Annotated in this window: 12 protein-coding genes; 2 read left to right on the forward strand and 10 right to left on the reverse strand. The window is 59.6% G+C overall.

The features are described from left to right. The first annotated feature begins 14 nt into the window (after positions 1-14). Together PLH32_10915 and PLH32_10920 are read left to right on the forward strand one after the other, a co-directional pair. Entirely contained in the window at positions 15-2006 is a 1992-nt protein-coding gene (locus PLH32_10915; GenBank protein ID HQJ65111.1) for a DUF362 domain-containing protein, read from the forward strand. Between the two features lie 14 nt (positions 2007-2020). Continuing rightward, complete coding sequence (locus PLH32_10920; protein HQJ65112.1) at positions 2021-2443, forward strand: DUF1801 domain-containing protein; 423 nt, start codon at positions 2021-2023, stop codon at positions 2441-2443. Positions 2444-2510: 67 nt separating this feature from the next. Here the strand turns inward: PLH32_10920 and PLH32_10925 are convergent, their stop codons facing one another. The 10 genes from PLH32_10925 to PLH32_10970 form a co-directional block, all read right to left on the reverse strand. Then, on the reverse strand, positions 2511-2654 hold the full coding sequence (locus PLH32_10925; protein ID HQJ65113.1) for a hypothetical protein: 144 nt from the start codon (positions 2652-2654) through the stop codon (positions 2511-2513). A 238-nt stretch (positions 2655-2892) separates the two neighbouring features. Then, positions 2893-3822: a J domain-containing protein gene (locus PLH32_10930; GenBank protein ID HQJ65114.1), complete on the reverse strand. Its 930-nt coding sequence runs from the start codon at positions 3820-3822 to the stop codon at positions 2893-2895. 35 nt (positions 3823-3857) lie between these two features. Beyond that, complete coding sequence (locus PLH32_10935; protein ID HQJ65115.1) at positions 3858-4841, reverse strand: SDR family oxidoreductase; 984 nt, start codon at positions 4839-4841, stop codon at positions 3858-3860. 4 nt (positions 4842-4845) lie between these two features. Beyond that, a complete protein-coding gene (locus PLH32_10940) occupies positions 4846-6696 on the reverse strand; it encodes a glycoside hydrolase family 13 protein (GenBank protein ID HQJ65116.1) in 1851 nt (616 codons plus the stop codon). 49 nt (positions 6697-6745) lie between these two features. Then, the gene (locus PLH32_10945; protein HQJ65117.1) at positions 6746-8227 is read right to left on the reverse strand and encodes a hypothetical protein; all 1482 of its coding nucleotides are present in this window, start codon (positions 8225-8227) and stop codon (positions 6746-6748) included. Positions 8228-8239: 12 nt separating this feature from the next. Next, on the reverse strand, positions 8240-10405 hold the full coding sequence (locus PLH32_10950) for a TonB-dependent receptor (GenBank protein HQJ65118.1): 2166 nt from the start codon (positions 10403-10405) through the stop codon (positions 8240-8242). Beyond that, a complete protein-coding gene (locus tag PLH32_10955; GenBank protein HQJ65119.1) occupies positions 10402-11250 on the reverse strand; it encodes a hypothetical protein in 849 nt (282 codons plus the stop codon). The genes PLH32_10950 and PLH32_10955 overlap by 4 nt, the downstream gene beginning before the upstream one ends. Before the next feature lie 11 nt (positions 11251-11261). After that, a complete protein-coding gene (locus PLH32_10960) occupies positions 11262-12965 on the reverse strand; it encodes a FlgD immunoglobulin-like domain containing protein (GenBank protein HQJ65120.1) in 1704 nt (567 codons plus the stop codon). 43 nt (positions 12966-13008) lie between these two features. After that, positions 13009-13860 carry a mechanosensitive ion channel family protein gene (locus PLH32_10965; GenBank protein ID HQJ65121.1) on the reverse strand — a complete coding sequence of 284 codons (852 nt, stop codon included), beginning with the start codon at positions 13858-13860 and terminating at the stop codon, positions 13009-13011. A gap of 44 nt (positions 13861-13904) precedes the next feature. Continuing rightward, a partial coding sequence (locus PLH32_10970; GenBank protein ID HQJ65122.1) for a long-chain fatty acid--CoA ligase occupies positions 13905-14112 on the reverse strand: 208 nt, incomplete at its 5' end.

The following is a 14112-nucleotide window of genomic DNA, read 5'->3' on the forward strand; positions in this document are numbered from 1 at the left end:
GGCAAGGAGCATCCATGCGCCATCGAAGGTATCAGAACCAAAGCTGCCACCAGCAAAATCTTCGCAAGCATTCTCTCTGGCGGCGTCTCCTCTTCATTTTCTTCGGCCTGGGATCAACCCTGTGGTTTTTGATACGCGTTATCCCCAAGCCGAGCCGGGCAAGCTATCCCTGCATGCGGGCGGCCGCTCCCCTGGCCTCCAGCTTTGTGGTGTATCTCCTGGGTGTTGCGGCTTCCCTCGTGAGCCTGCGCAAGGCTCGTTTCCAGCTCCAGCATTCGCGGTATGGCAAGGCGTTACTCTGCATCGCCGCCGCCCTACTGGGGTTACTCCTGGTTATCAGTGCACGGCATGCGCCGACATTCGCCAACACTACCCTTGCCGGCCAAACTTCCAACCAGCCGATCGGAACCGCCCGGGGCATTTTCCCCGGCCGGGTGGTCTGGGTGCATGATGCCTCAGCCACCAACGAGAAGGCCAACCCGGCGCTTTATGGCAGCGGCTGGTTCCTCAGCAAGAACAACAACCAGGACGTGATCGACAGGATGCTTTCCACCGCGCTGCGCTCCCTCACCGGCCAGACCAGTGACAGCGCCAGCTGGGATGTTGTCTTCAGGTTTTACAACCGGGAGCACGGCAAGGGTGAGGTGGGCTATCGCCCCGGCGAAAAAATCCTCATCAAAACCAACGCCACCAGCGCCTGGAGCGGCAACTACAGCACCATGGACCTGTCCGTCCTTTTCAACTCCAGCTACGGGATCTCCGAGACCTCGCCTCAACTGGTACTGGCGGTTCTCCGCCATCTGGTCCGGACCGTCGGCGTCGCGGAAATGGATATCTTCGTCGGTGATCCGATGAAGCATATCTATAAACACTGCTATGATCTCTGGTACGCTGAATTTCCCCGGGTTAATTACGTCGATCATGATTACGGCTCGGAGAAGGGACGCTGCAAGATGACCTCTGAGGCAGCGCCGAGTATCTTTTATTCGGACAAGGGTAAGGTCCTCGGTTCGGAGGCCCGGAGTGACAAGCTCTATTCCATTTTTGACGATATCGAGTACCTGATCAATATCCCGACGATGAAAGCGCACAGTTTTGCCGGTGTCACCATGTTTGCCAAGAACCATTTCGGCTCCCATACACGCAGCAGCGCCAATCATCTGCACAAGGGACTGGTTGCCGCCAATGACCAGCGCGGCGTGCCGACCCGCACCGGCTACGGACTCTACCGGGTGCAGGTCGATCTGATGGGCCACAAGGTTTTGGGCGGCAAGAACCTGATCTTGCTGATGGATGCCTTGTGGTCATCCGACTTGGAGATCGGCCCGCCGGTAAAATTCAGAATGATGCCTTTCAACGACGACTGGACTTCGTCCATCCTCGTCTCCCTTGACCCTGTTGCCATCGAATCGGTGGGCTATGACATTCTCCATACCGAGTTCACCGCCGAGCGCGGCCTTAATGCCTTTCCACAGATGAGCGGAGTGGATGACTATCTGCACCAGGCTGCAAGCTCCGATAATTGGCCTGCGGGCATCCGATACGATCCGGAGGACGACGGGACACCCATCGCCAGTCTTGGCGCTCATGAGCACTGGAACAGCAGCGCGGACATGCAGTACACGCGCAATCTGGGCACTGGCAACGGCATCGAACTGGTCCGCTTCGAGAAAGCGACCGCCATCGAATCAGCCCGGGCAGGAAAAGCCCTCGCCGCTGAATTCAGACTGCTGCCCAACCACCCCAACCCCTTCAATGCCGCCACCGCACTGAACTACCAGCTGACGGCATCCGGCCGGGTCCAGTTGGCTCTTTACGCTCTCACGGGACAAAAAATTCGAACCCTGGTCGATGAGGAGAGACCCGCCGGCAGGTACACGGTACTATGGGACGGCCGGGATGACGACGGAAATGCCGCCGCAAGCGGCACCTATTTCTGCAGGCTGCGGGTAGAGCGGGAAGGCAGGCGCTTTTCCGACTCCCGCCGGCTGACCCTGGTGCGTTGAACCTGGGGGCAAGTATGGCCAAAAACGATCTGAAAACAAGAGTGAACGATGCCAGTGTAGTGGCCTTCCTCGAAAGCATCACCGATGAGCAAAAACGGAACGACTCCTTCGAGATCCTCGAGATGATGAAAAAGATCACTCGGGAAGAGCCAAAAATGTGGGGGGCGAGCATTATCGGTTTTGGCAGCTATCACTACAAAGGCAAAGGCGGGCGTGAGGGCGACTGGATGGTGACCGGATTCTCGCCGCGCAAGCAGAACCTGGTACTCTACCTGATGGGCGGCTTTGACGCCAACACGGAGTTGCTCGAAATGCTTGGCAAGTTCACGACTGGTATGGGATGTCTCTATATTAAAAAGTTGGCGGATGTGGACAGGAAGATCCTGGAAGCGCTGCTGCAAGCTTCTTATAAGAGGATGAAACAGCAATACAAATGATCAGGCCGGGAGCATACGGCTTCAATGCGGAAAATAACCCCGGAAGACGCCACACCCCCTCCGTTCGCTATCGCCATCCCTCGAGCCGGGTCACCTTTTGTTCAAATTGATCGCTACAGCCGATGACCTCCCAGCTTAGATCGGGCCTCTTCGCCTGCAGATAGCATGATCCGCTCGCCTGGGTGAGATATTCCGATGTGACACTGGCCATTGCGATCTCCGGGGGTCAGCCAGGGACTCGATGACGGCAAGATTGTAGCGCTTGTTGCCGCTTAGTTGCTCAAAATGCACTCTGGCAATCCTCTCCGGGCCCAGCTGATGATCTGCCGGAAGCCGGCGCTGGCGCTCAAACCGAAACCCCGGGCCACCGTGGTAATGACCTCTTTCTCCATCTCAACGTTTCTCCCCTGCCCGATCCAACGCACCGAGATTGAGCAGAATCGATCCTGTCACTTGCGCAGCGAAGCCAGCTTTTCGAAAAGCTCGACCTCCTGCGGCGTGAGGTGTTCTGGCAACTGCACAACGATGGTCCCGAAAAGGCAGCCGAACGCATCCTTCTTGCCGTATACCGGCATGCCCAGTCCACGCAGCCGCAGCACCGCCCCGTTTCGGGTCCCTCTGGCGATGTCGGCCTTGACCGCGCCTTTGAGGGTGTGCACGAGGGCCTTGCCGCCGAGCACAGCAGTGTAGAGATCGACCGGCACCTCGCAATAGAGATCATCGCCCTTGCGCTGAAAAATCGCATGTGGAGCGATCCGCAGGGTCAGATAAAGGTCGCCATTCGGTCCGCCGCTCAGGCCGGGGCCGCCCTTGCCGGGGATACGCAGGACCTGCCCATCGGCGATGCCGGGCTTGATGTTCACCCGGATCGTCTGCCCCTCCAACTGGATCACCCGGGTGGTGCCGGTATAGGCTTCCTCCAGTGTCAGAGTCGTTTCCGCCTCGAAATCCTGGCCTTTGAGGACCCGGCGTGACCTCCCGGTCTGCTGGTCGAAGCGCTGGCCGAAGAGCATCTCAAAGAGATCGCCCATGCCGTCGCCGGAAAAATTGCGCCCAAAGGCCTCGGCCGGATCGCCGCCGCTTCTCTGCCGGCCGAAGCCGCTGGCGTATTTTGACCAGTCGAAACCGCCAGGCCGGGCCCCCGCCTGTTCATACTGCTTCCAGTCCGCGCCGAACTGGTCATACTTTTTGCGTTTTTCCGGATCGCTGAGAACTTCATTGGCCTCGTTGATCTCCTTGAATTTTTCTTCAGCGGCCTTGTCGCCCTTGTTCTTGTCGGGATGATACTGAAAAGCGAGCTTGCGGTAAGCCTTTTTGATCTCTTCGGGGGAGGCGTTCTGGCTGACGCCCAGAATCTTGTAGTAATCTTTGTAGTTCATGTCGTCGCTGCTTCTTCCTCTATTCGGACGGAATGTTATTTTTCATAGGCCTGCAGAATCCGGTCCATCACGGCATTGGTCTCGGGATTGATCACCCGCCGGGCCGGGTCGGCCGCAAACCAAGCCATCGTCCGGCGAAAGCCCTTGTGGAAGGGGATCACGGCCCGGTATTCCGGGACGAAACGCTTGATCTTGCTGTTGTCAAAGAGGATCGAATAGGATTTGTCTCCCAGCAAGGTGCCGCTCAGATCGGGTTCCAGCGCGCAGATGAAATCCGAGGGGATATGCACGATCTTCGGTTCAACACCGGCGGCCTCGCCCATGACCTGAAAGATCTGGTTCCAGTTGAGGCTTTCGTCGGAAGTGATATGAAAAACGTCGCCGATCGCTTGCGGGTTCCCCATTAATCCGGCGAAGCCGATGGCGAAATCCTCGGCATGCGTCAGGGTCCAGAGCGAGGTGCCATCCCCGTGTACGATCACCTTTTCTCCCCGCTGCATGCGGTCGATCAGGGTATACTCCGAGCCGCTGCCGATCAGCGCCGGGATGATCGTATCATAGGTATGCGAGGGCCGCACGATGGTCACCGGAAAGCCCTCCGCCCGCCAGGCATGGACGAGCGCCTCCTCACAGGCGATCTTGTTGCGCGAGTATTCCCAGAATGGATTGCAGAGCGGCGTCGATTCGGTGACGAAGGGGTGCCGCAGTGGTTTCTGATAGGTGGAGGCCGAGCTGATAAAGATATACTGCTTCGTCCGGCCGCGGAACAACATCATATCACGGCGGACCTCGCTCTCGATGTAGGCGATCCAGTTGACCACCACATCCCAATGATGGCCCTCGAGCAGTGCGGCGGTGGCCCGTGCGTCGGTGATATCCCCCTGCAACAGCTTCGCCCCGGGGATTTCTACCCGCCGCCTGCCGCGGTTGAAAAGATAGAGATCCATGCCCCGTTGGACGCAGAGCCGACTCACCGCCGTACTAATATTCCCCGTGCCGCCGATAAACAGCACCTTCATACTTTTATTCTCCAGAATCCGTAACGGGTTCGAGCACCACCCCCCAGAGCGACGGGATCGTCAGCGACACCACGCCGTCGCCATTCACGAGAAACTTTTCTCCGCTTAATAGATCGCGCCAGCCCGCTGTTACGCAGGGATAGAGGAGCTGCTGTTCATCCTCGCTGGCGTTAAGGAGGACGGTCAAGACGGTGTGGTCATCGAACCGTTCGAATCCATACACCCGCCGCGCCTCATCGGTCACCACCGTGCGCAAGCCCCCCTCCTGCAGCACCGAATGCTTCCGGCGCAAAGCGATCAGTGTGCGATAGCTCTGCAGTAGATCCAGATCCACCGCCACCGTCTGCGGATCGGCGCGCCGATCCCCCGTGGGCAGATAAATCTCGGGCTGATAGCTCAGGTCCTCCCAGACCATCGGTTTGCGGCAGCAGGGATCGTTGGCCCCCCACATACCCGCCTCGTCGCCGTAATAGATCATCGGCGCGCCGACGTAACACATTTGCATCAGGGCCAGCAGCTTTTGCGTCTGTTTCTCGAGCGCACCGGGCTTGCGCGTGCTCATGCGCGGATTGCTGCCCTTGCTGAATTCGTAGAATTCGGCCCAGTCGCGGTAGCTGGCCCGGCCGCGGTTGACGATAAGCGAGGCAATGCGCGCGGTATCATGGCTATCGAGGAGGTTCTGCATCACATAGGCGGCGCCCGCCGGAAACGCCGCGCGCAACTCCGCCAGGCGGCGGTCGAACTCGGCTACGCCGATCCTCTGGGCGTCCGGGACGAAGAACTCGACACAAGCAAAAGCGAAATTATAGTTCATCACCGCATCGAACTCGTCCCCCTGCAGATAGGGCTGCAGCACCTTGATGCGGTCGATCACCTCGGCGGTCAGGTAGGCCTCGGGATTGATCTGCTTGACCAGCTGGCGCCACTCCTTCCAGAAGGGATGGGCGACGCAAAAGGCGACATCCAGGCGCCAGCCGTCGATGCCGTCGCTGGGATCGCCGTCCCCGTCGGGGTCCATCCAACGGCGGGTCGCGTTGAAGATATACCGGCGCGGGCCGGCGACGATGCCATTCGCGTCTTCGCGCAGCTCAGGCAGTTCTGCCACATTAGCCCAGCCCTTGTAGCTGAAAGGGGCGAGTCGCGATTTTTTTTCCCACGAGGTGACGGTGAACCAATCACGGAAGGGTGAAGACTGACCGCGGGCGATCAGGTCCTGAAAAGCGAAGCTGTTGATGCCCATATGGTTGAAGACCCCATCGAAGATGAGGTGCATACCGCGGCGGTGCACCTCACGGATCAGCTCGAGCATCAGGCGGTCGGCAGCAGTCCACTTCCAGGTGGCCGGATCGACGGGATTCTCGCGGGCGATGATCGCCCAGTCCTCCTGCGGATCCGGACCGAAGGTGGGATCGATATGGTGATAGGTCGCGCCGTCATACTTGTGCAGCGAGGGCGAGGCGAAGACCGGGTTGAGGTAGAGGGCATTGACCCCGAGGCTGTCGAGATAGTCCAGCTTCTCGAGAATGCCGGCAAGGTCGCCGCCGTACCGCCGCCGCTGGATATTGAACCAGATGCCGCGGCCGTTGGCTTTCTCCCAGGGCTGCAGTTCGTACCAGTCGGAGGTCCAGGGCGAAATCTGCCAGGGGGAGGTGACATCGTGCGGCCAGGCCCCCTTGATCTCCGCCAGGGTCGGATCATTGGCGGGATCGCCGTTGCGGAAGCGTTCAGGAAAGATCTGGTACCAGACGGCGCGGCGCGCCCACGCAGGGCCCCAGCCCGAATCAGCCGCAGGGGCGGCCGTCGCAGTAAAAGGTAAGGTAATCAACAGGGTGATTCCGGTTAAAATGGGTTTCATGACCAGGCCTCCCGATGCGGATACACGATCAGCCAGGGTGTTTTCTCCGTCACATCCCGGGTGCCACCAGCCGGTAACTGACAAAGCCGAGCCGCCTGCTGTCGGCCGACCAGGAGGGGACATTGATCGTCCCCTGACCGCCGAAGAGGGTGGCCAGCACTTTCGGCTCGCCGCCGGCAGCCGGCATGATGCGCAGCAGGACATCCTTGTTGGCTGGATGACCCTGGACCGATTTGTCATAGGAAAGGAAAACCAGCCATTTTCCATCGGGTGAGGGATGGGCGAACCAGTCCCCATACGCATCCGTCGGGGTGAACTGGATTTGCTCTGACCCGTCGGCGCGCATCCGCCAGATCTTCATCTGACCGGTGCGGACCGAATTGAAATAGATAAATTGCCCGTCCGGAGAATAGTCCGGGCCGTCGTCAAGGCCCGGCGCGCTCGTCAACCGGGTCTCCTCACCGCCGGTGACCGGGATGGTATAGACATCAAACTCACCGCTGCGCTCGGCGCAGTAGGCCAGGGTTTGGCCGTCGGGCGACCAGCCGTGCCAGTAAGATGGGCCGTTTGGAGTGATCAGGCGCGGTTCGCTGCCGGTGGCCGGCAGGATGTAGATGCGCGATTGGCCATCCTCAGGATGGTGGCTGATGACCAACTCCCGGCCGTCGGGCGAGAGGCCGTGATCGTTGTTGCAGTGCACCGCAAATCCGGTGTCCAGCAGCTTCGGCTCGCCGCCAGCAGCCGGCAGCGTATAGATCCGCCCGCCGCTGTTGTAATAGAGCAGATCATCACGGCTCCAGTTCGGGGCCTCGAAATGTTCGCGGGCTCTGCGGACGATGGTGCGCACGCCGCTGGCGGTGTCGATGGTCTCGAGGGTGCTCTCCACCACCCGGTCTTCGGTTTTGACGGAGCCACGCTGCACGAATTCCACGCCGGAAACGTGCGCCGTCTCACGGGTGGTCGAATCGTGCGAGCAGACCGCCAGACCGGCATAGACCTTATCAGGCATCGGGACGGAGATCGTCCCGATCGGGATCACGGCGCCTTCTTTGGTGAGGGTGAGCGTGAACTGGCTGCCAGTGCGCTCGAGCAGCAGAACGGCCGGCGCTCGGACCGGTGCGGCCACCTCGAGGGTCGGCCCCCCCTTGATCAGGCGGTACTGCAGTGAAATCAGGCCATCACCATGCACCATGGCATCGGCATAGGGATCGTCCGCCGCCAGCCCTGCGCGCACCATCCATCCCGCCTTGCGGTGGGGATGGCGGCCTTTTCCTTGCCAGCTGATTTCACTGCGCAGGTCGAGATCCCCGCTCGCCTCGCGCCAGAGATAGAAAAAGGCGTCGTGAACATTCCAGATGTTGTCCCCGCTGCCGCGCAGGGTGTAGGTCCCCTTGCGTGCATCGAACGCGGCCGAACCACGCCGGGCGATCTGGCCGACATCGGTTTTACCTTGAAACAGCCCCAGTCCGCCGGCCAGCGTTGGGCCCGTCAACAAAAATCCAATCCCCAAAAGACAGAGCAGGTTGCGCATCGCCATCTCCAGCTAAAATTCACCTTGCAAACCCAGTGTAAAGGTGCGCATCGGCATCAGGTTGCTCTCCATCGGCGCGTAATTGTATTGGCCGAGATTGAGGACGCCGAACTTGAAGCTCAGACCGCGCCAGTCATAGCTGAAGCGCACATCCCAGAATTTCATCGGCACGCGGTCATTGATCGGATAAATTTTTACCTGCTGGATTCGGCTGGCGTAGCGGTACTCGACCTGGATCTGGGCTTTGGCGACGCGCAAGCCCGCTTTGCCGGAGGCGATCAGCTTGGGCCGGTAGGGCAGCGGATCGTGATACTCGAGTTCTTCGTGGTCCATGGCGGTGGCGGTCAGCTGCAGACTGGGCGTGATGGGCAGGCTCCGGAAGGAAAAGGGCCAGCTGAAATTGGTAGTCGCCTCGATACCCATGATGCGCGCTCGCGGAATGTTGCGGAACTGCACCTGGCCGCGGATCAGATCCATGTGCGCTTCGATCAGTTCCCAGTATTCATTGTCGAAGAGTGAAACGTCGACATTCCAGTTGTCGGTGAGGTACTGGCGCACACCGAGATCGTAGGCCCAGGAGCTCTCCGCCTTGAGGCCGGGATTGGCGACGATCTTGAAGTTCATGATCGCCAGCTCGAGAAAACGCTCGATGATGGTGGCAGCGCGGAAGCCGCTGCCCGCCGAGGCGCGCAGACTGGTCTTAGCCCAGGGCTGCCAGTTGATACCGACGCGGGGACTGAACAAGTCCTCCTTGAGGCCGCCGACCAGCTGATAACGGTCGTAGCGGAAGCCGAGGGTCGTGCGCAGATTGCTCCGCATCTTCCACTCGTCCTGGAGGAAAGGTCCGATGAAATAACCCTTGTGGTCGCCGAAATATTTGGTCGAGCCGGCGTCGTGCTGGAACTGGACGCCGGCGGTGACGGTGTGGTTGAACTGCGGGATCCAGTCGGCCTGGGCCTCCAGCCCTTCACCGTAGGCGGGATTAAAGTTGCCGCCCGCGCCGAACTGGTTGCCCATCAGAGTGCGCACCAGGCTGGCGCGGAAATTCATCGCGAAGGTCGGCGAGAAAGGGACGATCAGCTTGGCGTAGCTGTTGAGCTGATTGGTGCGGGCATGATTGCCGAGGTTGCGGGGATCGACCTCATAGGGATCGTTGGGCCCTCTCCACTGCACGAAAAAGCCGCGGTCGATGTGGCTGTAGGCGTTATAAAAGGTCCACTTGGCGCCGCCGGGAAACTGGTAATCGAACTTGCCGGTGAGGTTGAATTTGACTGCGTCACCGAGTTGGGTATAACCGGTGGTCATAAAGCGGCCGAGCGAGATGCGCCCGCCGAAACGGCCGATGCGGCGGCTGTAGCTGAGGTCCTCGCGCGTATAGTGCAGCCGATTGGGATCGGTCCACTGCCACTCTTCATAGAGCGGCTTGTCATAGCGGGCGGCGGTGTAAGAGAAGAGCAGCCTGCCCTTTGGATCCGGCTCCTTGGTTAGGACGTTAACCACGCCGCCGAGGGCCGAGGCACCCCAGAGGGTCGAACCGGCGCCTTTGACGACCTCGATCTGTTCGATGTCCAGCGGCGGCAGCATGTCCCAGTTGAACTCGCCGGTGTCGCTGGCGTAGACCGGCACGCCATCGAGGAGGAGCAGCACCTTGTTGCCGGCGCCGAAGGTGTAGCCGGTCGAGCCGCGGATGTTGATCTGGTTGCCGACGAAATGGACGCCCGGCGCCGACTCGAGGGCATCCTGGATGTTGGTGGCGCTGCGCTGTTTGATCTCGAGGGAGGAGACCACCGAGAGTGAGACCGGGGCCTGATCGAGCGACTGCTGGGTCTTGCCGGCGGAGATGACCACCGGATCCATCTCGATCGGCGTCGGCTTGAGTTTGATGTCGAGGACCACCTCCCGGCTGCTGCTGAGGCTGATTTTTTCCAGCAGGCGGCTGCGGTAGCCCATCATCGAGGCGCGCACGGCATAGATCCCTTCGGGCACCTGGGTGATCAGGAAGCGGCCGTTGGCGTCGGCGACGGCGCCGCGCAGGGTGCCCTGCACCTGGACGTTGGCGCCGGGCAGGGGCTGGCCGCTCTCCTGGTCGGTCACCCGGCCGCGCAGGGTCGCCTGGGCCAGAAGGAGCGCAGGGAAGAGTGCGATGAGGAATGCCAGCTGCAGGGTTCGACTGGTCATCGTCCGCTCCCTTCTCCCCGGCTTGCCGCGGTGATCGCCCCCTCAGCTCTGGACCAGTCCGCCTGGATGTCCAGGCCGGTGCGGGTCTCCCCCGCCTTGATCTTGAGCTTGAGCGGTGTGCCGGGATGGGCCGGATCCTGTAAAAAGCCCAGCTCTGAATAGCCGGTCATGCTAGCCCGCTCCGGCAGCCAGAGCACTACCAGGTAGCTGACCGTGCCAGAGCGGATGGGCAGCTTGTAGTGATAGGGATTGGCACCGATGCTGAAATCGATCGACTTCATGTAGGTCAGGTATTCGACATTGGTCTGCGGCTGAAAGGCGTAGGCAGCGATAGCCGTGGCCAAGGTGTTCTTCGGAAAGGGGCCGTTGAAAGTTATGGTTCCCTCCAGTGAGGCATCGCGGTTGACCTTGTTCCAGTCGGGGTAAAGCTTGACATAGCCTGTCGGCGAGGTGCGGGAGAGGTCGAAGGACATCGGCTGCCAGACCCCCAGCGAGTCCTGGACGATGGGTAAAGCCAGCACATCGGCGAGATTGGATTTGGTCTCGTTGCTGTACCACCAGAGGCTGATGGCATCGTAGTGGCCATAGGGCAGATCGATCACAGCGCGCACGCTGTCGCGATCGATGGGCAGGCTGTTCGAACTGTGATAGAGTTCATTGATGGCATGCGGCGGGAATTGCGGCGCCACGATCAGATAGATGCCCTGGGTCGTGGGCGGAGGCGTGCCCCGGAAATGGACATCAACGACCAAACTGCCCGGCTGCGGAGCAAGGCCATGGTCGCTCGAGCAGCCGACGAGAATCAGGGCAGCGAGCAGGATCTTCAGGTGATGTGGTTTGGCCATAGAGAATTCTCCTAGCGGAGCAGCAGCAATTTCTGGCGGACGGTGCGGCCTTCGCCATGCAGTTGGGCAAAATAGACCCCGGATGAGATTGCGATGCCCCAGTCGTCCCGGCCATCCCAGGAAAAGTGATATGTCCCGCCGGAATAGAATCCCGCCGTGATCCGGCGCACGCAGCGGCCGTGTGCGTCATAAACGTCGAGGGCGATCCGTTCGCCTTTCGTCAGAGTGAAGGAGATCGTGGTCTCCTGATTGAAGGGATTGGGATAGTTGTGCGAGAGCGCAAAGGATGAAGGCGCTGTATTTCCGGGCCAGCCGGCTACGCCGGTAACGGTGCGTGAATACACCCATACCGACCTCTCGACGGCATCAGCAAGGTTTTGCGCTTGTGCCGCCGAATTGATCGTATCGGGAAGAAAATACATTTCGAAGGAGAGTTCAAGGCTTTTGGCGTTCACCATGCTGAAACCGAAATCTCCGTACGATCCTTTCTCCTCACCGGTATCAAAATAGCGGAGGTTCGCGGGATCGCCCGTCCCGCCTGTGCTATTGTCGTAATAATAAAGCGAGATCGACTCCGCCACCGTATCGGGAAGGGTCGTCAGCGAAAAGAGGGCACCCTGGCTGCCGGCGACCAGATTCCAGTCGCGGATCGGCCGGTCAATGGCCAGGTTGACTATGTCGGGCGTACCATCCACTAGGATACCGCTGTTGTGCTTGTTAAAATAGCGCATCCCTTTGGCATTGCTGCTGAGATCCCAGGACTGGCGTAAATATTCAAAAAGAATGAAGGGATCATCCCATTTGGGCATGGCTTGTTTCAGGCTGGCCTCATCCAGGGCCGATCCGCCGGCGACCCGGCCGTTGAAGGGATAAAATCGGGTGGTTACATAAAAGGTCATCCCCTCCTCAAGGTCCGCAATCCCGAGATTGAAAGTCTGACGCACCTCGCGCACCAGGCGGACGACCGGCTTGGGAGTGATTTTGCGATAACCCGGCACCACTTTGATCAGGGACTCGGTCACCTTGTCGAAGCGCATGTCAGAGAAGGGCCCGCCGCCCAGTACGGCCGTTGCGCGGATTTTTTGCCGGTCAAAGAGGTCCTGTCCCGAACCAAAGGGGGGTTTGATGGCAATGTCCTTGACAAGGCCGATTTTCGCGTCCATGGCCACGGCGTAATACCGGGAATCCACCCGGTCCGCGGTGCTGTCGTAGGCGAAAGCATAAGGCGATGGGACCGCCTCGGTGATGGTCGGAGAGCGGAAGAGATAGGCATAGGCGTTGTTCTCACCATTATCCGGATCATAGACCTCCAGCTCGATGCGGTTAAAATTCCGGGATTCGGGATTGTCAATCCAGGCCCGTGCCGGGGCCCGAACGCCCAGGTCGCGTACCATGAAGACCAACTCATCATCCTCGTCCAGGAGGCCGTCATCTGGAATGAAATAGCTGTGGCGGTTGACCTCCGGATTGTTGGGATCAGGGGCAAGGATCCGCTCATCGATCTGGAAGGGCATCATCCGCCAGCTCCAGGTCGCGTTGTCCCAGGCATAGAGATACAACTCGTTAACCGGATAGGAGTAGGCACTGCTCAGAATGCTGCCCCGTAGCACCACCGGCTCGAAAGGCCGTTCAACAACCAGCCGCGGCTGGCCGGCGGCGAGGGAAAAAGCCGCCATGAACAACGACACGGTCAGTACCTGGATGCTCTGTTTCACGAAACCTCCTGAAAAACCGGGGGCTCAGCCACGCCCCGCGGCTCTATTTCTGTGTAATGGTCGGATACAACCGCTGCACCGGAAAGGGATACGCGAATCCGTGGGCATCGAAACTCGATTTCAGCAGCCGGTTGAACTCGCGGCCGACCTTCCACTGCTTGCCGGGCTCGGTAGTGATCCGCACCTTGATCTTCAGGGCAAAATCAGAGAAGGCATCCACCCCGAGGATCTCCACCGGCTCCCGGACCAGTATTGCGTATTCAGGATCCCGCATCAGGGCTGCACCGGCCTCGCGGATGAGGGCATAAGCCTGCTCCACTTCCTGCTCGTAGGGAACCGAAACATCGGTCAGATAGCGGGAGTAATTCTTGGTCATATTGGTGACGATGTCGATGGCGCTGTTGGGGATGAAATGCACACTCCCCGAGGCGTCGCGGAGCACGGTCATCTTCAGGCTCACCTGCTCGACCTCACCGCTCTTGCCGGCAATCTGCACCGCATCGCCGACGCGGATCTGGTCGTTGGCGAGGATGAAAAAGCCATTGATAACATCCTTGATCAGACTCTGTGAGCCGAAGCCGACGGCGACGCCGACGATCCCGGCGGCCGCCAGGATCGGGCCGATCTCGATCCCCAATTCGCTTAGGATGGTGATAATGGCCACCACGATCAGCAGAACATCGAGCGTATGGCGAATTACCAGCCCTAGGGTCTCGGCCCGCTTTTCGGATTCCAGATCCAGCTTTTGCTGATTTACCATCGCAGCCAGTTTTTTAGAAACCACACGTATGAACCGGAAGATCAACACCGTCAGCAGCACGATCAGGGCGATACGGATACCCGACCGGATGGCGGTAATCGTCAACTGCGTCGTCCAGCTAATATAATTTTCCATAGGCCTCTTGCGGATTGAACGCCTGATTACTGCGGAGCCGCACTTCAGATATAAAGATAGCGCTTGATTTTCAGAGTCGGAGTCTTCTCAAAGGGCTCCTTCTGCTCAATGATCTTGTTGATGCGCGAAAAGAGCTTGAGCCGGCTGTTGACATCGCGCCGGATCGCTTCCAGCCGTTTGTTGATCTCCTCCTGCACTTCCGAATCGCTTAACTGGTGGGAAGAAAACTCGTGGTCCAGCTCTTCGTAGTTA

The organism is bacterium (genome assembly GCA_035419245.1).
Taxonomy (GTDB): Bacteria; Zhuqueibacterota; Zhuqueibacteria; order Residuimicrobiales; family Residuimicrobiaceae; genus JAKPUX01.